Origin of the sequence: Bradyrhizobium sp. SZCCHNS1050, from assembly GCF_032484785.1 — a bacterium.
In the GTDB taxonomy this organism is placed as follows: Bacteria; Pseudomonadota; Alphaproteobacteria; order Rhizobiales; family Xanthobacteraceae; genus Bradyrhizobium.
The window spans coordinates 1036198-1057871 of sequence record NZ_JAUETR010000001.1 but is presented as its reverse complement, the minus strand read 5'-3'; the positions used below and the strand labels follow the sequence as shown (position 1 = coordinate 1057871).

The following is a 21674-nucleotide window of genomic DNA, read 5'->3' as shown; positions in this document are numbered from 1 at the left end:
GATATGTGTCAGCTTTGCGGCAAAAAGAGGTCGGACACCAGTGCAGCAGTGCACATCGCGCCAGCGCAAGCCCGGCGCTGTACGGCACGGTCGGCCGATACCGTAAAAGGAATGGAAAGTTCCGTGCGCACGCCGCGCACTCGCCCGCGCTCCATGTCGAGACGGAAGGCGTGGTGCAGCGGGCTCGGCGCGTCACAGGATTCCGGGGCGGCGCTGCCCCGGAATGATCTTCAATCTCCGGGACTATTTCGCCGACTGCGCCTTCTGCTTCCACAGCGCCCAGGCGCGGTCCATGATCACCATGTTGACCGCGTCGGCCTTGGCGGCCTCCTCGGCGCTGAGATAGGTGACGTCTCTGCCGAGCCCGATCGCCTGCGCCTGCAGCTTCGCATTGACGTCGGTGTAATAGGCGCGGAACACGGCGGCCTTGACCGACGGTCCAACCGCGACGTCGCCGTGGCCGCGCATCAGCACCACCGATTTGTCGCCAAGCGTGGCCGCCAGCGATTTGCCGATCACATTGTTGCTGACCAGCATGTTGGTGGCGCCGAACTCCTTGCCGATGTCCCACACCGGCGCGCCGGTGCCGAGGAAGGCGGCGTTGTGATACAGCGGCTTCAAGGGTGTATGGCTGACGCTGAACGGCACGACGCCCGGCGAATGCGTATGCACCACCGCGCTGACGTCCGGACGCGCCTTGTAGATCTCGGCATGGATGAAGCGCTCGAGGAAGACGGCGCGGTTCCTCGCATCGACCGGTTCGCCGTTCTCATCGAACTCCATGATGTCATTGGCCGTCACCTGCGCCGGCGCGATCGAGCGTGCCATCAGGAAGTGGTGCGGATTGGTGGGATGCCGCGCGCTGACATGGCCGAAGGCGTCGACGACGCCGAGATCGGCGAGGATGCGGCTGCCGGTCGCGATGTCCTCGAGCAGCTCGCGGGGGACACCAGGGATGGCGTCTTGGGAGCGGGAAGGGCCGGCGGAGAGGAGGAAGGCTGCTACGGCAATCGCGGCGAAGCGGCTGAAGCTGGACATCTGGCTCTTCCTCCCGGCATTCGTTGTCTAGGCTCGTTGCTTCAACATACGCGTCATTGCGAGCGAAGCGAAGCAATCCAGGATGGTGGGCGGGACCCTGGATTGCTTCGCTTCGCTCGCAATGACGGGGAGAGGTTTGAGCGAGACAATTGGCATGGCAGGGTGAGCCCTCCCTCAGGTCACCGGCGCCGGATTGAACAAGGTCAGATCGTTGTGGATGCCCCAGCGGTCCGACCATGGCTTGGTGCGGCCGGAGGCGACGTCGAGGATCAGCTTGAACAACTCCCAGCCGGTTTCCTCGATCGTCATCTCGCCGGTGGCGATGCGGCCGGCGTCGAAGTCGATCAGATCCTTCCAGCGCCGCGCCAGCTCGCTGCGGGTCGCGACCTTGATGACGGGCGCCGCAGCAAGGCCGTAGGGCGTGCCGCGGCCCGTGGTGAACACCTGCAAGGTCATGCCGGATGCGAGCTGCAGGGTGCCACAGATGAAGTCGGAGGCTGGCGTCGCCGCGAACAGCATGCCCTTTTGCTTGGCCTTCTCGCCCGGCGCCAGCACGCCGTGGATCGGACCGGAGCCCGACTTCACGATCGAGCCCAGCGACTTCTCGACGATGTTGGCGAGGCCGCCCTTCTTGTTGCCGGGCGTCGTGTTGGCGCTGCGATCGGCGCCGCCGCGCGCGAGATAGGAATCGTACCAGTCCATCTCACGGATCAGCGCGCGGCCGACGTCCTCGTTGATGGCGCGCCGGGTCAGCAATTGGATCGCGTCGCGAACCTCGGTCACCTCCGAGAACATCACGGTGGCGCCGGCACGGACCAGCAGGTCCGCCGCGAAGCCCACTGCGGGATTGGCGGTCACACCGGAGAACGCATCGCTGCCGCCGCATTGCAGGCCGATCACGAGATCGGACGCCGGGCAGGTCTCGCGGGTGCGCTTGTTGAGTTCGGCAAGGCGGCGATCGGCCTGCGTCATGATGGCGTCGACGATGGCGCCGAAGCCGTCGAAGGCCTCGTCCTGCATGCGGACGATCGAGTCTTCAGTGCCTTCCGGCAGCAGCCGCTCCGGCGCGAGCTTCTCGCAGCCGAGGCCGACGACGAGGATCTCGCCGCCGAAATTCGGGTTCAGTGCGAGGTTCTGCAGGGTTCGGATCGGCACCACGGCATCTGGCGCCGTGATCGCGACACCGCAGCCATAGGCGTGGGTAAGCGCGACGACGTCATCGACATTCGGGTACTTCGGCAGCAGCTCGCTCTTGATGCGCTTGATCGCGAATTCGAGCGTGCCCTTGACGCATTGGACCGAGGTCGAGATGCCCAGCACGTTGCGGGTGCCGACCGAGCCGTCGCGATTGCGATAGCCTTCGAAGGTGTAGCCTTCGAGCGGCGGCAGCGGCGCCGGCACCGCGGTGGAGATTTCGAGCTGATCGAGGGCAGGAGCCTCAGGCATGTCGATGCGAGCCTCGTCCACCCATTCGCCGGATGCGATCGGCGACTTCGCATAGCCGATGATCTCGCCGTAGCGGACGATCGGCGCGCCCTCGGCGATGTCGACCAGTGCGGTCTTGTGGCCCTGCGGGACGAAGCTCCTCAGCGTCAGGCCATCGGGAAATTTGGTGCCGGCAGGCAGGCCGAAATCGTTCACCACGATCGCGACGTTGTCGCGCGCGTTGAGCTTGATGATGCGGGGCTCCTCGTTGGCGACGACCTGCTGGTTCATGCTGGCTCCGTTCCGCTCCGGTGGGTGGGCAAAGGCGCGGAGCGCCGTGCCTGCCTACTTGCTTCTTTCATCCCCTCTCCCCGTAAGAACGGGGAGAGGGAGTGGACCGTCGATGCGGCCCGTCTGGTAGCTCACGGCGGACGAGGCTCACACCGGGAAGGTGTAGGCCGTCTTCACCGTCGTGTAGAATTCCCGCGCGTAGGAGCCCTGCTCGCGGGCGCCGTAGCTCGAGCCTTTGCGGCCGCCGAACGGGACGTGATAGTCGACGCCGGCGGTCGGCAAATTGACCATCACCATGCCGGCCTCGCTGTTGCGCTTGAAGTGCGAGGCGTATTTCAGGCTGGTGGTGCAGACGCCGGCCGCGAGGCCGAACTCGGTGTCGTTGGCGATCGCCAGCGCCTCGTCGTAGTTCTTGGCGCGGATGACGCAGGCGACCGGTCCGAAGATCTCCTCGCGGGCAATGCGCATCGCGTTGGTGGCCTCGGTGAACAGCGCTGGCTGCATGTAGAAGCCGGGCGTCTCGCGGTTGAGCAGCTCGCCGCCCCAGGTGAGCTTGGCGCCTTCGTCCTGGCCGATCTTGAGATAGCGCTGATCCTGCTCGAGCTGGTTGGCGTCGACCACCGGGCCGATATGGGTGCCCTGCTTGACGGCGTCATCGACCACGAGGCCCTTGAGCCGCTCGGTCATCGCCGCGACGAACTTGTCGTGGATGCCCTCGGTGACGATCAGGCGCGAGGACGCCGTGCAGCGTTGGCCGGTCGAGAAATAGGAGCCGTTGACACAGGCTTCGACCGCGACCTTGACGTCGGCATCGTCGAGCACGACCATCGGATTCTTGCCGCCCATCTCCAGCTGGAACTTCTTCATCGGGTTCGACAGCACGCAGGCCTGCGCGATCTTGCGCCCCGTGCCGACCGAGCCGGTGAAGGAGATCGCGTGAACGTCCGGATGCTCGAGCAGGGTCTGGCCGACCACCGAGCCGGAGCCGACGACGAGGTTGAAGACGCCGGCGGGAAGGCCGGAGCGCGCGATGATCTCGGACAGCGCATGCGCCGAGCCGGGCACCAGCTCCGCCGGCTTGAACACGACCGTGTTGCCGTAGCAGAGCGCGGGCGCGATCTTCCAGGCGGGGATCGCGATCGGGAAATTCCAGGGCGTGATCATGCCGACGACGCCGACGGCCTCGCGGGTGATCTCGACGTCGAGGCCCGGACGGACCGAGGCGCCCTTCTCGCCGGTGAGGCGCAGCGCCTCGCCGGCAAAGAACGCAAAGATCTGGCCGGCACGGGCGACCTCGCCGATGCCCTCCGGCAGCGTCTTGCCCTCCTCGCGCGCCAGCAGGCGGCCGAGCTCTTCCTTGCGCGACAGGATCTCCGCCGAGATCTTGTTGAGCGCGTCATAGCGCTCCTGCGGCGTCGAGCGCGACCAGGCCGGGAAGGCGGCCTTGGCGGCGGCGATCGCCTTCTCGGTCTGCGCCTTGTCGGCCTTGGCGTATTCGCCGACGACGTCGTTGGTGTTGGACGGGTTGATGTTGCGGGTCACCCCGCTGCCGTCGACCCACTCGCCGGCGATGAAATTCTTGAGGATCGCGTTCATGTTGTTCTCCAGACTTTGCGCGATTGCTCGGACAATCTAACCGATCGCCCCCGTCATCGCACGAGACAGGGGCGCTTGTCGTCGAAGGTCCAGCCGGGGATCAGATACTGCATTGCGACGGCGTCGTCGCGTGCACCGAGCCCGTGGCTCTTGTACAGCGCATGGGCCTTTTCGATGGCGCCGCGGTCAACCTCGACACCGAGCCCGGGTTGCTCGGGCACGGCGATCCTGCCGCCCTTGATCTGCAGCGGCGCCTTGGTCAGCGCCTGGCCGTCCTGCCAGATCCAGTGGGTGTCGATGGCGGTGACCTTGCCCGGCGCAGCGGCGGCCACGTGGGTGAACATCGCCAGCGAAATGTCGAAATGGTTGTTGGAGTGCGAACCCCAGGTCAGACCATTGTCGCGGCAGGTCTGGGCGACGCGCACCGAGCCCTGCATGGTCCAGAAATGGGGGTCGGCCAAGGGAATGTCGACCGCCCCGAGCCGCAGCGCATGGCTGAGCTGCCGCCAGTCGGTGGCGATCATGTTGGTCGCGGTCGGCAGGCCAGTGGCGCGGCGGAACTCGGCCATGATCTCGCGGCCGGAGAAGCCGGCCTCGGCGCCGCAGGGGTCCTCGGCATAGGCCAGGATGCCGTGCATGTCCTTGCACAGCCGGATCGCTTCATCGAGCGACCAGGCGCCGTTGGGGTCGAGCGTAACGCGCGCCTGCGGGAAGCGTTTTGCGATGGCGGTCACCGCCTCGATCTCGGCTTCGCCGCGGAGCACGCCGCCCTTCAACTTGAAGTCGGCGAAGCCATAGGCGTCGTGCGTCGCCTCGGCGAGCCGCACCACAGCTTCGGGCGTCATCGCCTCCTGATGTCGCAGCGTATACCAGCCGTCCTTCTCGCGCTCGCCGGTGGCGTAGGGCAGGTCGGTCTTCTTGCGGTCGCCGATGAAGAACAGATAGCCGAGCGCCTCGACGGAGGCGCGCTGCTGGCCTTCGCCGAGCAGGGCCGCCACCGGCAGGCCGAGATGCTGGCCGAGCAGGTCGAGCAGCGCGGATTCGACTGCGGTCACCGCATGGATCATGACGCGCAGATCGAAGGTCTGCTTGCCGCGGCCGCCGGCGTCACGATCGGCGAAGGCGGTACGCATCGTGGCGAGGATGGTGTTACAGGCGCCGATGCTCCTGCCCACGATCAGGCTCTTCGCATCCTCCAGCGTCTGCCGGATCTTCTCTCCGCCGGGCACCTCGCCGACGCCAGTGTGGCCGGCATTGTCGGTGAGGATGACGAGGTTGCGGGTGAAGAACGGCCCATGCGCGCCGCTGAGATTGAGCAGCATGCTGTCACGGCCGGCCACCGGAATGACCTCCATGCCGGTGACGATCGGCGCGCCGGAGATTCCGGTGCTGGTGGCTGCGTGACTCATGTGCTCCTCCCGGTCTTCTTCCTATCTCCGTCATTCCGGGGCAGCCCGTCAGGGCTGAACCCGGAATCCAGAGATTGGCTTGCGTCTCTTCTTATCCATCAACTCGGAGATTCCGGGTTCAAGGCCTTGCGGCCTTGCCCCGGAATGACAGCAAGATCACTCCGCCGCCTGCTGTGCCGAGACGGCGCCCGGCAGCGCCTTCACCAGCGCCGTCAGCTCCGCCATCTCCTCCGCGGTCAGATCGGTCAGCGGCAGGCGGACAGGGCCGGAATCGCGGCCGATCACCTTCATGCCGGCCTTGATGATCGAGACCGCGTAGCCCTTCTTGCGGTTGCGTATCGCGATCAGCGGCAAAATGAAATCCTTCAATCCGGCCTGGATGGTGGCGTGGTCGCGCTTGCGCACTGCGGCATAGAAGTTCGTCGCGAACTCCGGCACGAAGTTGAACACGGCCGAGGAGTAGGTCGTCACGCCCATGTCGAGATAGGGCAGGGCGAAGGTCTCGGCGGTCGGCAGGCCGCCGATATAGGTCAGGCGGTCGCCCATCCTGGTGTAGACACGGGTCATCAGCTCGATGTCGCCGATGCCGTCCTTGTAGCCGACCAGGTTCGGGCAGCGCTCGCACAGCCGTGCCAGGGTGTCCGGCTGCAGGATGGCGTTGTCGCGGTTGTAGACGATGACGCCGATCTTGACCGATTTGCAGACCGCCTCGACATGGGCGGCGAGGCCGTCCTGCTCGGCATGCATCAGATAGGGCGGCAGCAGCAGGAGGCCGTCGGCGCCGGCCTTCTCGGCGCCAATCGCGATCTCGCGCGCGATCGCGGTGCCGTAGCCGGTGCCAGCGAGCACGGGCACGCGGCCCTTGGTCTCGTCGACCGCGACCTTGACCACCTCCGGCACCTCGGCGGCGGTCAGCGAGAAGAACTCGCCGGTGCCGCCGGCAGCGAACAGGCCCGCGACGTCATAGCCGCACAGCCAGTCCATGTTGGCGCGATAGGTGGCCTCGTCGAACGAATAGTCGGCCTTGAACGGCGTCACGGGGAAGGAGAGCAGGCCGCTGCCGATCTTCGCAGCCATTTCCGTCGGGGTCATCTTGCTCATCGCGCGGGTCCTTCACGAATGTCCTTGGGAACGGGCGCGGCCGGCGCCGGCGCGCATTCCCCCGGGCGATGTCGTAGGACCAAGTTCGATGCCGGTCCAAGCCAATGATGGTATCGATTGATGCAGATCAGATATCAATCTTCCGCGTGCTGCACGGCGAGATTGCCGGCCAGCTCGACCAGTGCCGGCAGCAGCGGATTGTCGTGATCGCGCCGCCAGACCAGGAACAGCTCGGCCGGCGTCGGGTTGCGCAGCTTCAGCGGCCGCAGCCGGACATCGGCGATCTTCAGGCTGGAGGCAGCTTCGGGCACGATCGCAAGCCCGAGGCCGGCGCGCACCATCGCCAGGATCGAGTGGATCTGGCTCAGGTGCTGCACGTAGCGGGGCAACACCTCTGCACGCATGAACTGCGACACCAGGAGATCGTGGAAATAGCGCGCCTCGGTCTGCGAATACATGATGAAGTTCTGGCCGTCGAAATCACGGATCGACACGGCCTCGGCGGAGGCGAGACGATGGCGGCGCGGCAGCGCGGCGCAGAGCGGCTCGGCGACGACGCGGCGGGTGGCGAATTCGGGGCGCGCGATCGGCGGCCGCAGCAGGCCGGCGTCGATCTGGCCGGAGGCCAGCGCCTCGATCTGGTCGCCGGAGACCATTTCCTTCAGCGACAGATCGGCTTCTGGAAGCTCGCTGCGGCAGGCGGCGACCAGATCGGGCAGGAAGCTGTAAGCCGCGGCCGCGGTGAAGCCGATCTTGAGCGAGCCGCTCTTGCCGCTGGCAATGCGCTGCGCCACCTGGGCGGCGCTCTCGGCCATCTTCAGGATGCGCCGTGCCTCGGGCAAAAAGCTGCGCCCGGCCGGCGTCAGCTTGACCGAGCGGCTGGTGCGCTCCAGCAGCACCGCATCGATGATGTGCTCCAGCACCTGGATCTGCCGCGACAGCGGCGGCTGCGTCATGTTGAGCCGGATCGCGGCGCGGCCGAAATGCAGCTCCTCGGCCACGGTGACGAAGCAGCGCAGCTGGTTGAGGTCGAACATCGATGCGTCCTCGGCATGGATACGGCGGATTGTGCGGGCTTGGTAGCATCGATTGGGTGCCGTGGGAATGTTGGCGGGATCATCGGCCGCGGCTTGGCAGACGCGCCCAGCTCGGCGGTTCGCATCAGGCGGGGCCACTGCCTGCCGCGGCCGTCATGCGCGGAGCGAAGCGATGATGCAATCCCGAGTCGCCGGCCGCCGTGGTGCCCGCGCACATGTTGACATCTGCAATGCAATACGCCCGCGGCGTGCGCCGCGCATCGCCGGCCATGCCGCGGCCGACGACCCCGGCTGCCACCTCGCCAATGCCGAGATCGGCCTGACCGTGCCGGCCAACCGCATCACGACCTCACTCTATCCTATCGCGGAAGTGAATCAGGAAGCTCCGCTGTCCCAAACGTCCGGAACGAGATCTCCTTCTCCGTTGTGGCCAGCTACTGAGCCGCACGTTGCGGGCGCGGCGCTGCGGCTGTCCATGGCGAGCGTCAGGTGCCTGCTCACTTGGCGGATGCAGCAGCGCGGGCATCCGCAATGGCCTGCTTGAAAGCCTGTGCATTGGGGACGCCGGGGATGCGGAAATGGCCGATGATGAAGGCCGGCGTGCCGCGGAAGCCGAGGCCCGTGGCCTGCTCGTGATTGCGCGCGAGCACGGCGTCGATGTCGGCGTGCTTGGCCGCGAGGTCGGCCTTGGCGCGGGCGAGGTCGATTCCGGCACCGCTGAGCGCCGCATCGACCTTGGCCTCGGACAGCTTCTCATTGAGCGAGATCAGCGCCTCATGGGCCTCGGCGAACTTGTCCTGATATCTCGCCGCCAGGGTGAGGCGTGCCGCGTAGATCGAGGCGCCGCCGAAGATCGGCCAATCCTTGAAGACGAGACGGACGTGACCGTCGTCGCGAACCACCTTGGCGAGCTCCGGGCTGATCTTGCGGCAATAGGGGCATTGATAGTCGAAATACTCGACGATCGTGATGTCGCCCTCGGCGTTTCCGACGGCAGGGATGGCGGGATCGTGCAGGATGCGCGCTTCGCTCAGAATGTCGGTGTCGTCGTCCTCGGCGCGAGCCTGGATCGGCAGGATGGCCGCAGTCAACAGCAGCAGCATGGCGATCGATGCGGCAAAGGTTTTCGTGGTCATGACTTGTCGTTCTCCTGATGAGGGATGGTCGATGCGGTGTCGATGGCGTCCAGCACGATCTGCGGCGTCAGCAGTTCGGGGAGCAGGATGCCGGTGGGAGCTCCGGGGCCGAACACGATGTTGAACGGCAGGCCATAGCGGCCAAAGGATCGGAGATAGGTCGCGATCGCGTCGCTGGGTGAAGTCCAGTCCGCCTTGACGGCAACGACACCCGACGCGAGTCGGCTGCGCACGGCCGTGCTGTCGAGCACGAGCTTCTCGTTGACCTTGCAGGTGACGCACCAGCTGGCGCCGATGTCGACGAAGACCGTGTGACCGGCCCGCACATGCGCCGTGATCTCGGCGGGCACCAGCGGTTGCCAGGCGATTCCGGCCGGCCGGCTTGCGCCGTCCGGCTGCTTGACGGAGGTGGCGGCGATCAGCGCCAGTCCGATCGTGCCGGCGAGGCCGGCTCCGGCGATCGTTCGCCGCAACGGGAAACGGAGCGACGCCATGATCAGAGCGGGGACGAGCAGCGCAGCGGCGAGGACGGCCGCAGTCGAGGGGCCACTGATGTCGGCGAGCACGATCAGCAGCCATAGCGCGGTCGCCGCCATCGCGAGCGCTGCAAGCACGCGCAGCTTCAGCATCCAGCGGCCGGGCCGCGGGAATAGTGCGGCAAGGCGTGGCGCCGCGGCCAGAGACAGATATGGCGCAGCCATGCCGAGCCCGAGCGTGGTGAACACCAGCAGGATTTGCGGTGCGGCCTGCGACAGCGCAAAAGCGACGGCGGTCCCGACGAACGGCGCGGAGCACGGCGTGGCCAGCAGCGTCATGACGAAGCCGTTGATGGCATGACCTGCCATCGTCCTGTGGCTCGCGGCGTTGCCAAGGCGGCCGGCGATCCACCACGGCAGGCTGATCTCGAACAGGCCGAGCAGGTTGGCACCGAATGCCGCGAGCACGATGATCATCGCGATGAGGAAAGCGGGCTGCTGAAACTGCAGGCCCCAGCCGACCTCGGCGCCCGCGGCCTTGAGTGCGGAGAGGACGGTGGCAAGTGTCACGAACGAGGCGACGATGCCGGCCGCCGTCGCCAGGAATGCCCGGCGCGGCGAGGGCGCGTGTGCGGGATCGTGATCGACCAGCGAAACGAGCTTCAGCGACAACACCGGAAACACGCAGGGCATGAAGTTGAGGATGAAGCCGCCGAGCAGGGCCGCGCCGAGCATGGCCCAGATCGATGCCGCCGAAGGAAGCGGTGCCGGTGTGGCTTCTTTGCCCGCAGAAGCCCGAGCGGCTTGATCGGCATCCACCGGAAGCATGGCCTCGATCGATCGGTCGCCATCGACCAGGGTGACCCGCAGGCGTTGTCCCGGACCGGCCTGATCGAGGCCTTGCACCGGCACGGTGATCCGTACGCCGCCGTCCGACATCGGGCTCACCCGGGGACGGCCGCCGGACACGGCATCGTTCCCATCAAGGAAGACGTCGGGCGCGTGCAGCGGCGGCGTCGCATGCGCCTCGAGCTGCAGATGCGGCTTTGGTTGCCGATCGATGCGCAACGCCGTGATGGAGAGCCCGGGCGAACTCGCGCGGGGGACGCTCTGCCGCCATTCGTCGATCAGCGCCTGATCGTTCGGCCGGTGCGAGACGGCGGGGATGTCGGCCTCGAGATGGGCCTCCTGCTGGGTGCAGATGACCGAGCAGACGAACAGCACCGTTTTCAGCGTGAGATGTGCGGGCGCCGCTCCATCCTCGAGCCGCACGCGCAACGGAAACAGCACGTGCTCGGCGTAGCCGAACGTGTCGATATCCTGCTCGCTGAAGCGGCTCGGCACCGGCCATTCGACGGTGACATCGGCGACGTTGTGTGAGCCGGTCCAGTCGAATTCGGGTGGCGCGCCGGCATCGCCGGGTGAGCGCCAATAGGTGTGCCAGCCTGCATCCAGCCTGACATCCAGTCCGGCCCATGCCGCGGCCGGGCCGCCGTCTGCTCGCGTGACGTCGCCGACCAGCAGGCGCGTGTCGACGTTCGCCTGCGGGCGCAACTCGCCCGCGACAGCGGTCGTCGCCGCAAGATGGAGCAGGCCGAGCAGCCATGCGAGCCGGCCAAGATGACGGATGGACATGATGATCTCCCGCGCGCTGATCGTGCATTGCGTGGCAGTTGCACTGCGCGACCCGGCGCAAGGCGCGCCTGGCAATGGGCACCTTAAGCCGACCTGCACGACGCACGATCGATGGTGGATATTCGTCCGCTCAAGTCACGACGTTACGCGGCCCGTAAGCCGATGACGACGGAAGGATCAGGCGTGGCGACAGGGGGGACGGTAGGGCGAGGACGCGTCGCATTGCGTTGTCAGCGCCTCGTCATAGGGGCGCCAGGACAGCGTCCGGGAGGCGGCAACCGGCTGTGCCGCCGCACTGTCGCTCGCCGGGACGGCGGTCAGACCAGCCGCGGCAAACGGACACGTGTTGATCATGCCCGGGACGACGGCCTTCCTGCAGGGCTTGGGCGCGCTCGTGGTCGTTCGGGACCATTGGTGCGCACCGGCGCCGGCGTCTGCCGTTGCAACCTCGAACGTTCCGAGCAGAGGCGCCAGACTCAAGACGAGCACGATCAGCGCCGCTATCAGGCGGCGTGTCATCGCTGGCATCTCGAAATCAGCACGCCTCATCTTGGATCAACTTCTCCAGCTTGGACTGGTCGCGCAGACCGGCCGCTCTTGGCAACTGACATCTTCGTGACACCGCGAACTCGCGGCCAAGCCGGCATCGCGTGAGCAAAGCGAGTGGTTCTCAAAGTACGTTGATCGGTACCTTCAGGAATGTCTTTCCCGTCGCGTCCGCGGGAGGCAGATGTCCGGCGCGGATGTTGACCTGAAGTGATGGAATGATCAGGCGCGGCATGCCGAGCGTCTTGTCGCGCGCCTCGCGGAGCGCGACGAACTCGTTCTCGGTCATCCCGTCTCGCGCGTGGATGTTGTGGAGCCGCTCCTCGCCGACGGTCGTTTCCCAGCGCACCGCGCGGTCGTTGGGGGCATAGTCATGACACATGAACAGCCGGGTCTCGCGCGGCAGCGTTTCAAGGATCTTCCGGATCGAGCGAAACAGCGTGCGCGCATTGCCGCCTGGAAAGTCGGCCCGCGCCGTTCCCCCGTCGGGCATGAACAGGGTGTCGCCGACGAAAGCGGCATCGCCCATCACATGTGTGGCACAGGCCGGCGTATGGCCGGGCGTGTGCATCACGAAGGCCGTCATCTGTCCAACCTGATAGGTGTCGCCATCCTTGAACAGCCGGTCGAACTGGCTGCCGTCGCGGCGAAACTCCGTGCCCTCGTTGAAGACCTTGCCGAAGGTCTCCTGCACGGTCAGGATATGTTCGCCGATGCCGATCTTGCCGCCGAGCTTGTCCTGGATGTAGGGCGCAGCGGAGAGATGATCCGCATGCGCATGCGTTTCGATCAGCCACTCTGGCCTGAGGCCGTTGATCTTCACGTAGTCGATCAGCATGTCGGCGGAACGGGTGCTGATGCGGCCGGCCGCGTAGTCGATGTCGAGGACGGGATCGACGATCGCGCAGGACGGCGATGACGGGTCCTTCACCACGTAGCTGATCGTGCTGGTGTCAGGATCGAAGAATCCGGCCACCTTCGGCTGCACGCCGAGATCGATTGGATAGGACATGGCTGCTGCTCCACGATTTGGCTCTGGGGCGGCATCGCCGCCCACGCCCCGTTTTGTCGTCCAGAACGGTCTAAGACGTCGGATTGGACTTCGTTCCGCAGGTATTGATGCCGAGCATCGCGTAGGGCGGGCACCAGCCGATCAGTGCGGTGCCGAGCGGGATCAGGCCCAGAAGGCCCCACAAGGTGTGCGGCCCTACGACCGTGAGACTGAGGATGGCGAGTCCGACGATGATCCTGAGCAGCCGGTCGATCTTGCCAATGTTCTGTGTCATGTCGCGCTCCCTTTGGCTTGCGATGATGCAGACGATAGAGCGGGACATTGCGCGGGTATGTAACTAAGTCACCAAGAGACGCCGGTTCCTAGCCATGCTGGGCCAGCTGGACGAGCGCCGGTCTGTCGGTGATCTCGACGATTCCGCGAGCCATTCGCAACCAGCCGCGCCTTGCGAATTCATTGAGCTGCCGGCTGATGACCTCGCGCGCGCTGCCGAGCTCGTTGGCGAGCTCCTGATGCGTCGCAGCGATCTGCTGCTTCGCCCCGGCGAGATCCAGAAGCTTCTGCGCGAGCCGCACATCGATCCGCTCGAACGCGACTTCCTCGATGATGCGGAAGAGATTGGTGACACGGCGGCTGAACGCGGTGAAGACGAACTGGCGGAATTCGCGCGAGCTGGCGATCAGCCGGTCGAACAGCGCGCGCGGGATCGCCACGGCACGGATCCGGGTTTCCGCGATGCCCTCGGCCTGGTATTCCTCGTAACCCATCAGGCAGGCCGTGGTCAGCGCGCAGCTCTCGCCTGCCTGGACGCGGTAGAGCACGATCTCGCGGCCGGACTCGGACGTCTGCTGCACGCGGATGGTCCCGTCCAGCAGCAGCAGGAAGGAGTCCGGCGCCTGGCCGGGGCCGAAGATCCGGCTGCCTTCCGGAAGCTCGACAATGAGGCTGGCCTCGCGCAACTGCGCGGAGATCTCCTCCGGCAATTGCCGCAACGGCGGGAAAGCGAGCGTCCAGTCCTGCTTCGACGGCATTACGACATCCGGCTGCGCCACATCGGCGTCGTCCAGACTTGCCATAGGATCGCGCGTGGGTCGAGGGACGGGATCTGCCCCCGTCCCCAATCTTCGGACGAGAGAGCTCGCATGGACTCCGGCAGCGCGTTGCCTTGCCACCGATCGGCGTCTCACGCATGCGCGGCCGTTGCAGGTGGGCCAGACCAAAAGGTTGCCGCACCTGCCGGCAGAGCAAGGCCCGCATACTCTCGGACCGCGCCTTTCCTCGCTCTTTGCTCTTAGCTCTTGGTGCTTGCCGTCTTGTCGAGCGCCGCCCGCAAACCCTTGGCGAGCTTGATCGCATCATCGTTCGCCCAGAAGTGCATGAAGAAGAGGCGGGGGTGTTCGTCCAGCATGTGACTATGCAGCGCCGTGACCTCGATGCCGTGGGCACGGAGCGTCCGGATCACGGGGTTCACCTCCTCCCCGCTCAGCACGAAGTCACCGGTGACGGCGGCCTTGCCTGCGCCGGTCGGCTGGAAGTTGATGCCCGTCGCGACGCCCATCGCCGCGACGGGAGACAAGGATAGTCCACCCTCGACGATGGGATCGCGTCGCGGCACGCTGAACTGATAGACTCCGCCATTGGCCTGTCCTTTGACCGCCAGGATCTGATCGAGCTGTGCCGTGTCGAGATCGATGGCCGGTGGCGGCGTGGTCGGCGACGCCGCAACCGTCAACGGTGTCTTGCTGTCGGCGAGGGCGTCGCGGATGGCGGACGCGAGTTTGACCGGATCTCCGTGACCGACGACATGCATGTAGGACGTTGCTGGGCTCGCGCGGAGCAGATGGTTGTGCACGGCGCTGATTTCGAGCCCGCCGGCGATCATCTTCGCCATCACCGGGTTGATCTCTGATTCCAGCAGGACGAGATCGCCCATGATCATGGTGGCGCCATGCGCCGGCTTGAACGCGACCCAGCCGCCGAGCGCGAGCGCCGGCCTGATGGTTACGCCGTCCAGGGTCACCGCGAGATCGGTGCGCGGGAAGCCGTACCGGCGGACGTCTCCCGCCACGGACGGCTTCCGGCCCAATGTCTCGTCGACCTTCTGCCAATCAATGTCCTGTGCGCGCGCCGTCGAGACGATCGGTCCGGCGCCGTGTGCGAGGAGGCAGGCGCCGAGGCCCAACAGACTCCAGATCGTGCTTCTCATCGTTCGCTCCTTTTGGTCTGGCACTGCCCCATGTTCCGTCGCAGCGTGCTCTCAGATGACGCCTGCAACGCGCATCAGCATGCCCGCGATGCACGAGGCGGCGAGCACGACGAGCATTCCCAGGTTGAAGCGGAAAATGGCCGTGGCGGCCGCAACCGACAGGACAACGGCCGGCAGGTCGATGCTCATCGGCCGGGGCGCGTCGAATGACAGTCCGAATCCCTGGATCGGAAAGGTCTCGCGGAAGAGGGTGTGCAGCGCGAACCAGATCGAGAGATTGAGAATCACGCCGACGACGGCGGCGGTGATGGCCGAGAGCGCGCCGCCGAGCGCCTTGTTTCCCCGCAACGCCTCGATGTAGGGCGCGCCGACGAAGATCCAGAGAAAGCAGGGCGCGAACGTCACCCACGTCGCCAGCAGTCCGCCCAGCGTGCCTGCGAGCATGGGAGACAGCCCGCTCGCCCCGCGGAACGCGGCCATGAAGCCCACGAACTGGACGACCATGATCAGGGGACCGGGAGTCGTCTCCGCCATGCCGAGGCCGTCGAGCATCTCGCGCGGAGCAACCCAGTGATAGTACTCCGCGGCCTGTTGCGCGACGTAGGCGAGCACGGCGTAGGCGCCGCCGAACGTCACCATCGCCATCTTGCTGAAGAAGATAGCGATCTGACCGAAGACGTCGTTCGGCCCGAGCAGGATCAGCAGTGCGAAGACGGGGGCGAGCCAGATCGCGAGCCAGACGGCCGCCACGCGCAGCGCGCGCGAAGCGTTCGGACGGACGTGATCCGGCACGGCTTCGCCGAGCATGCTGTCGATCGCACCGGCGTTCTTGCCGCCGTGTTCGAGGGCTGCGAATTCCGGCCGGCCGAGGCGGGCAGCGACGAAGCCGATGACTCCGGCAGCAATGATGATGATCGGAAACGGCGCGCGGAAGAAGAAGATCGCGACGAAGGCTGCGGCCGCCAGTCCGATCATGATCCGATTGCGTAGCGCGCGCTTGCCGACGCGGACGACGGCCTGGATCACGATCGCCAGCACGGCCGCCTTGAGGCCGAAGAACAAGGCTTCGACGACGCCGACATTGCCATAGGCCGCATAGATGTAGCTGAGGCCCATGATGGCGAAAATGCCGGGCAGAATGAAAAGTGTGCCCGCAACGATGCCGCCGGTGGTCCGGTGCAGCAGCCAGCCGATATAGGTCGCAAGCTGCTGCGCCTCGGGTCCCGGCAGCAGCATGCAGTAGTTCAGGGCGTGCAGGAAGCGGCTCTCCGAGATCCAGTTCTTCTCCTCGACGAGGATGCGATGCATGACCGCGATCTGGCCGGCGGGGCCGCCGAAACTCAGACAGGCCACCCGGATCCACACGAGAAGCGCGTCGTTGAAGGAGATGCCATGGGCGTGCTCGGCCGCAACCGGCTTCCGCGATGCTACGAGGTCCGTCATGACTTCACCTTGCTGGACGGCCAGTTGTGCGCCTCCTTCGTGGCGTCGCGGCACCAGCGGTAGAAGGCATCATAGAGCAGCAGCCCCGCGCTCAACTGCTCCAGATCGTCGTCGTACATTCGCGACAGCCCGAGTGAAGCGGCAAGGAGGCCGGGAGCCTCGGGCGAGAGATCAAGTCGCGCCGTATCCGCGGCCCGCACCAGCGTGGCGAGTCGTTCCAATGGTGGTGTCCGCAGACCGAGCTCCTCGACCATGACGTCGAAGGTGCAAAGCTCGCCGCGGTGGCTCCAGAAGACATTCTCGATGTCGAAGGGAGTGGCTTGGAAACGCTCGGCGACGGCTTCGACTTCGGCCGGCGTCACGAACAGGAAGACCGCTGCAGGGTCGACGAAGCGACGGATCAGCCATGGACAGGCGATGCGGTCGATCTTGGGACGTGATCGCGTGACCCAGACGGTGCGGCCGCGGTCGTCCCTGCTCGGAATTCTGTCGGCCGGCACGGTCGGGAGTTGGGACTCCGTCCAGCCGACGTGGCCGCCCTCGAGGACCTCGGCTGCGACGTTGCTGCACCGGAGCCAGGCCGCGGTGCCTTCGCTCAGCTTCTTGCCTTTCTGGCAGATCACGACAACCGATTGGCCGGTGAAGCTCGGTGCCCATTGCTGCACGTCGAGATGGGAGCGCCTGACGGCGCCGGGGATGAGGCGTGGGTCGGCGGCGAAATCCTCGTCGACACGCACGTCGACGAGCCGTGGCGAGGTCGCCGTGCCGATCAGTCGAGACAATTTTTCGGGTGAGATCGAGGTGTATGATGATGACATGCTGCGCCCTTGGTGACCAGGACGCGATTCTTGGGCATGTCGCCTCGCGGGGAGATCGCACATCCCCGTGCCGCAGAATAAAGCGCTCGATTGTTCGGCTGTCAACCCATCCCTGTGCTGGAACGATCGGGGGACCGCCGCGGTCGCCATTGGGGTCGACCCGCCTCAGATCAGCAGGGGCAGCTGGGCTTCCACCGCGATGTCTTGCTGCTGCAAGGATGACAGCGAGACGCCGAGGAGCCGCACCGGCTTGGCCAGGGGCATCTCGCTCTGAAGCAGCGCGACGGACAAGCGTGCCAGATCCTCCCGGCTCGCGACCAGGTTGGCGACGGACCTGCTGCGTGTGATGATTTCGAAGTCCGCGAACTTGACCTTCAGCGTGACCGTCCGGCCCCTGTTGCCGCTGGCTTCGCAATGCTGCCAGACCTTGTCGATCAGCGGCTGCAGCTCCGCCAGCATCGGCTCGAAGTCGGTCAGGTCGGTCGAGAAGGTGTTTTCGGCGCCGACTGATTTGCGGATGCGATTGGCTCGGACCGGACGATTGTCGATGCCGCGCGAGATCCAATAGTAGTGGTGGCCAGCCTTGCCGAAATGCTGCTGGAGGAAGGGCAGGGTCTGGTTGCGGATGTCGAGCCCGGTGTGAATTCCGAGCGCGTTGAATTTCGCTGCGGTCGCCGGGCCGATGCCATGAAACCTGCCGACCGGCAGCCCCTCCACAAAGGCCGGACCCATCTCCGGCGAAATGACGTATTGCCCATTGGGCTTGCGATGGTCCGAGGCCAGCTTGGCGAGGAACTTGTTGTAGGAGATTCCCGCGGAGGCATTGAGTCCGGTCTCGGCCTTGATCTTGGCCCGGATCTGCAAGGCGATGTCGCGTGCCAGCTGGATGCCTTGCAGATTCTCGGTGACGTCCAGATAGGCCTCGTCCAGCGACAGAGGTTCGATGATCGGCGTGTGCTCGGCGAAGATGGCGCGGATCTGCTGGCTGATGGCCTTGTAGACCTCGAAGCGCGGCTTGACGAAGATCAGGTCCGGGCACTGGCGCTTTGCCGTCACCGACGGCATGGCCGAGCGCACGCCGAACGCCCGAGCCTCGTAGCTTGCGGCTGCCACCACGCCGCGCTCGCGCGATCCCCCGACGGCCACGGGCTTGCCGCGCAGCTCGGGATTGTCCCGCTGCTCGACCGACGCGTAGAATGCATCCATGTCGATGTGGATGATCTTGCGAATGGCCGTCGGCGTGCCATCCTGTTCCTGACCGGAGCTTGGCATGGCCAAGCTCTATCAGAGCGCGGCGATGAAGTCTGCACAGCCAAGTGCTGGCTGCCAACGACGTCCCTTACAAAGACGTTGCGACGTCGGTCTCCCTCGGCCTTCAATCGGCGACGACGGAAACACGCTCATGAGCAAAGGGATCGCCGACCGTGATCGAGACGAAGCAACGCAGTCGGGACCTGCCGTCAAAGCCGCTCACGACGTTGCGACCATGGGCCTGAAGCAGCTGTGATGTTCGAGCTCACTTTCCTGGGGACCTCGGCGAGCGTTCCGTCGGCGGACCGCAATCATCCTGGCCTTCTCGTTCGGGCAGGCCGGCATCGCATTCTCGTCGATTGCGGCGAGGGGACCCAGCGTCAGCTGCTCCGCAGTGGGGCAGGCTTTCGCCGGCTCGATCGGATCCTGCTCACCCACGGCCATTTCGACCATGTCCTCGGCATTCCCGGGCTGTTTTCCACCCTGCGGCTGCGCAGGAGCGCTGACATCATGCGCGTCCACGGCGGCCCCGAGACGCTCGATGTGGTGGTCCGAATGCTCGCGGGGCTGTGGGGCGAGGGCCGCGCGCCGATCTCGCTTGAGCTCGTTCCGCTCAGGCGCGGGGAGGTTCTCGACGCCGGCGAGTTTATGATCAACTGCTTTCCCGTCCGGCACCGCGACACCGACAGCTTCGGCTTCGAATTTGTAAGTCAAGTTCGCCGCCATCTGCTGCCGGACCGTTTGGCAGCGCTCGCGGTGCCTGATGGGCCCGTGCGGAAGGCATTGGCGGAGGGCCGGCCGGTCACGCTGGAGGACGGCCGAACCATCGATCCCGAGGATGTTCTGGGGCCTCCGCAGGGGGCGAAGAAGCTCGTCATCGCCGGCGATGCGGAAACGACCGAGGGTCTGCACGAGCACGTCCGCGACGCGGACATGCTCGTGATCGAGGCGACCTTCCTCCGGCGCGATTCGGCCATGGCTCGCGACTACGGCCACCTGACGGCCGCGGAGGCCGCCGGGCTGGCGGCGTCCAGCAACGTCAGGCAGCTCGTCCTGAACCACATCTCCGGCCGCTATCCCGACGAGGAGATCCTCGCCGAGGCGCGGGAGATCTTTCCTGAAAGCCGTGTCGCGATCGATTTCGACCGGCTGGTGGTCTAGCGGCTCGCTCGGGTACGTCTGCTACGTCGCCCCTGAGCCGCTCTGCAAACGGCTCTGGGCGAACGTGATGTACCAGTCGAGGCAATCGGGATTGGCCATCGCATCGCGGTTGATGACCTTGTCGAGCGGCTGCCCGAGCAGGAGCTTCTTGATCGGGAGCTCCTGCTTCTTGCCGGACAGCGTGCGCGGAATCTCGGCAACCGCGAAGATGTCGTCAGGCACGAAGCGTCGCGACAGGCTGGCTTCCACCGCCATGTTGATCTTCCGCTTCATCGCCGCATCGAGCGCGACGCCGTCGCGCAGCACCACGAACAGCGGCATGTAGCTGTCTCGGCCGAGATATTCGAGATCGACGACCAGCGAATCCAGGATCTCCGGCAGCGCTTCGATGGCCGAGTACAATTCGCTCGTCCCCATGCGCAGCCCGTGGCGATTGATGGTCGCGTCGCTGCGGCCATAGATCACGCAGGAGCCGTCCGGATCGACCTTTAGCCAGTCGCCGTGCCGCCAGACCGGCCCGCCCTCGCGCGTCTCGAAGGCGTCGAAATAGCTCGCGAGATAGCGGACATTCCCCGCGTCGTTCCAGAACCGCAGCGGCATCGACGGCATCGGCGCGGTGCAGACGAGCTCTCCGACCTCGCCGATGACAGGCTGGCCCTGGTCGTTGAAGGCCTCGACCGCTGCTCCGAGCACGCGGCACTGCATCGTTCCGGGCACCTGCGGCAATTCGCGGTTGCCGCCGATGAAGGCGCCGGCGAAATCGGTGCCGCCCGAGATGTTGGCCCACCACATTTGCGCCTGCGCCCGGCTGCCATTGACCTGCGACAGCGCCGCGAACCGCAGATCGAACCAGGCCTGCGTGTCGGCGCTGAGCGGCGAGCCGGTGGACCCGAGGCAACGCAGACGGGACAGATCGCCCGCGTCGGTCAGGTTGATCTCCGCCTTGACGCAGCTCGCGAAGAACGCCGCGCCCGCACCGAAGAAGGTGGATTTCGAATTCGCCACGAATCGCCACAGCGTGGTCCAGTCCGGACGATCCTTCGGCCCGGCGGGGCTGCCGTCGAAGACGCAGCACGTGGTGCCATTCAGGAGCGCGCCGACCTGGTTGTTCCACATGATCCAGCCGGTCGAGCTGTACCAGTGATAGCGCTCGCCGAACGAATTGGGCTGATAGGAGCAGCCGATGTCGTTGTGCAGCCCGAGCAGGGCCAGCGTGACGATGATGATGCCGCCGTGACCATGCACGATCGGCTTCGGCAGCCCGGTGGTGCCGCTCGAGTAGACGATCCAGAGCGGATGCTCGAACGGAAGCCACTCCGGCTCGAAGGCATCGACGCCAGGGCTCGTTCTTGCCAGAACGTCCGAGAGACGAACCCCGCCGCTCACCGGCGCGCCGGCATCGTCACTGTGCAGGATGACGTGGCCGAGTGTCGGCAACGACCGGCGCAGCTCCTCGATGACACCGCGGCGATCGTGCCGGCGGCCGGCATAGGTGACCGCATCGCAGGCGATCAGCACCTTGGGTTCGATCTGCTTGAACCGGTCGATCACGGCGGGCGCGGCCATGTCGGGCGCGCAGACGCTCCAGATCGCGCCAATGCTCGCCGAAGCGAGAAACGCGATGATGGCTTCGGGTATATTGGGCAGATAGGCGGCGACCCGGTCGCCGGGCGCTATACCTTGCTCGCGCAGATGCAGCGCCAGGGCGGCTGCCTTTCGCCGGAGCTCGGGCCAGGTCGTCTCCGTGAGCCTGCCGTCCTCGTGACTGCTGATGATCGCAGGCAGGCCCGCCGCATCGGCGGCTTCGACGTGACGAAAGACTTGCTGGGCGTAGTTGACCGAAGCGCCCGGAAACCAGACCGCTCCCGGCATCGTGCGCTTGCCCAGGACGGTCGAAAACGCGGTCGGCGACTGCAGGTCATAATAGTCCCAGATGCTGCGCCAGAAGCCGTCGAGGTCGCGGATGGACCATTGCCGCATCTCCTCGAAGTTCTCCAAGTGGAGGCCGCGATTGTCCCTCAGCCATTGCCGATAGAGAGCCATTTGCGGGACGTAGGGAGCTATCATCATTCGTTCCGGCTTGTTTGCATGGT

The 21674-nt window shown here is 65.9% G+C and carries 19 protein-coding genes; 2 read left to right on the top strand and 17 right to left on the bottom strand.

Annotated features, from left to right (window positions below; genetic code table 11):
• Nucleotides 1–243: 243 nt before the first annotated feature.
• From QX094_RS04970 to dinB, 16 genes are all read right to left on the bottom strand, one after another.
• Nucleotides 244–1038 (bottom strand): class II aldolase/adducin family protein, encoded by a 795-nt coding sequence (locus tag QX094_RS04970; protein WP_316184101.1) that lies wholly within the window; start codon nt 1036–1038, stop codon nt 244–246.
• A gap of 174 nt (nt 1039–1212) precedes the next feature.
• Nucleotides 1213–2754 (bottom strand): galactarate dehydratase, encoded by a 1542-nt coding sequence (gene garD / locus QX094_RS04965; protein ID WP_316184099.1) that lies wholly within the window; start codon nt 2752–2754, stop codon nt 1213–1215.
• 147 nt (nt 2755–2901) lie between these two features.
• Complete coding sequence (locus QX094_RS04960; protein WP_315713556.1) at nt 2902–4350, bottom strand: aldehyde dehydrogenase family protein; 1449 nt, start codon at nt 4348–4350, stop codon at nt 2902–2904.
• 53 nt (nt 4351–4403) lie between these two features.
• Complete coding sequence (gudD, locus tag QX094_RS04955) at nt 4404–5759, bottom strand: glucarate dehydratase (protein ID WP_316184096.1); 1356 nt, start codon at nt 5757–5759, stop codon at nt 4404–4406.
• Between the two features lie 156 nt (nt 5760–5915).
• The gene (gene kdgD / locus QX094_RS04950; RefSeq protein WP_315825338.1) at nt 5916–6860 is read right to left on the bottom strand and encodes a 5-dehydro-4-deoxyglucarate dehydratase; all 945 of its coding nucleotides are present in this window, start codon (nt 6858–6860) and stop codon (nt 5916–5918) included.
• 134 nt (nt 6861–6994) lie between these two features.
• Nucleotides 6995–7897 carry a LysR substrate-binding domain-containing protein gene (locus QX094_RS04945; RefSeq protein ID WP_315713553.1) on the bottom strand — a complete coding sequence of 301 codons (903 nt, stop codon included), beginning with the start codon at nt 7895–7897 and terminating at the stop codon, nt 6995–6997.
• Nucleotides 7898–8394: 497 nt separating this feature from the next.
• Complete coding sequence (locus QX094_RS04940) at nt 8395–9033, bottom strand: DsbA family protein (protein ID WP_316174316.1); 639 nt, start codon at nt 9031–9033, stop codon at nt 8395–8397.
• Nucleotides 9030–11144, bottom strand: coding sequence for a protein-disulfide reductase DsbD family protein (locus QX094_RS04935; protein ID WP_316174315.1), 2115 nt, complete (start codon nt 11142–11144; stop codon nt 9030–9032). Before QX094_RS04935 ends, QX094_RS04940 begins: the two co-directional genes overlap by 4 nt.
• Nucleotides 11145–11321: 177 nt before the next feature.
• A complete protein-coding gene (locus QX094_RS04930) occupies nt 11322–11663 on the bottom strand; it encodes a hypothetical protein (protein ID WP_315713550.1) in 342 nt (113 codons plus the stop codon).
• Nucleotides 11664–11814: 151 nt separating this feature from the next.
• Entirely contained in the window at nt 11815–12702 is an 888-nt protein-coding gene (locus QX094_RS04925) for an MBL fold metallo-hydrolase (protein WP_316174314.1), read from the bottom strand.
• A gap of 70 nt (nt 12703–12772) precedes the next feature.
• On the bottom strand, nt 12773–12976 hold the full coding sequence (locus QX094_RS04920) for a DUF2892 domain-containing protein (protein WP_315752337.1): 204 nt from the start codon (nt 12974–12976) through the stop codon (nt 12773–12775).
• Between the two features lie 88 nt (nt 12977–13064).
• Nucleotides 13065–13733 carry a Crp/Fnr family transcriptional regulator gene (locus tag QX094_RS04915; protein ID WP_316174377.1) on the bottom strand — a complete coding sequence of 223 codons (669 nt, stop codon included), beginning with the start codon at nt 13731–13733 and terminating at the stop codon, nt 13065–13067.
• 260 nt (nt 13734–13993) lie between these two features.
• Nucleotides 13994–14908 (bottom strand): DUF1259 domain-containing protein, encoded by a 915-nt coding sequence (locus tag QX094_RS04910; protein ID WP_316174313.1) that lies wholly within the window; start codon nt 14906–14908, stop codon nt 13994–13996.
• A gap of 51 nt (nt 14909–14959) precedes the next feature.
• Nucleotides 14960–16351, bottom strand: coding sequence for a chromate efflux transporter (gene chrA, locus QX094_RS04905; protein WP_316174312.1), 1392 nt, complete (start codon nt 16349–16351; stop codon nt 14960–14962).
• Nucleotides 16348–17169, bottom strand: a complete 822-nt coding sequence (locus QX094_RS04900) for a sulfurtransferase/chromate resistance protein (protein ID WP_315825333.1) — start codon at nt 17167–17169, stop codon at nt 16348–16350. Before QX094_RS04900 ends, chrA begins: the two co-directional genes overlap by 4 nt.
• A 165-nt stretch (nt 17170–17334) precedes the next feature.
• The gene (gene dinB / locus QX094_RS04895; RefSeq protein ID WP_316174311.1) at nt 17335–18441 is read right to left on the bottom strand and encodes a DNA polymerase IV; all 1107 of its coding nucleotides are present in this window, start codon (nt 18439–18441) and stop codon (nt 17335–17337) included.
• Here dinB and QX094_RS04890 point away from each other — a divergent pair.
• The gene (locus tag QX094_RS04890; protein ID WP_316174310.1) at nt 18440–18676 is read left to right on the top strand and encodes a hypothetical protein; all 237 of its coding nucleotides are present in this window, start codon (nt 18440–18442) and stop codon (nt 18674–18676) included. The two genes, dinB and QX094_RS04890, sit on opposite strands and share 2 nt — an antisense overlap.
• Nucleotides 18676–19581, top strand: coding sequence for a ribonuclease Z (locus QX094_RS04885; protein WP_316174309.1), 906 nt, complete (start codon nt 18676–18678; stop codon nt 19579–19581). The genes QX094_RS04890 and QX094_RS04885 overlap by 1 nt, the downstream gene beginning before the upstream one ends.
• A 21-nt stretch (nt 19582–19602) precedes the next feature.
• Here QX094_RS04885 and QX094_RS04880 read toward each other — a convergent pair whose 3' ends face one another.
• The gene (locus QX094_RS04880; protein WP_316188195.1) at nt 19603–21648 is read right to left on the bottom strand and encodes an acetoacetate--CoA ligase; all 2046 of its coding nucleotides are present in this window, start codon (nt 21646–21648) and stop codon (nt 19603–19605) included.
• Nucleotides 21649–21674 lie beyond the last annotated feature (26 nt).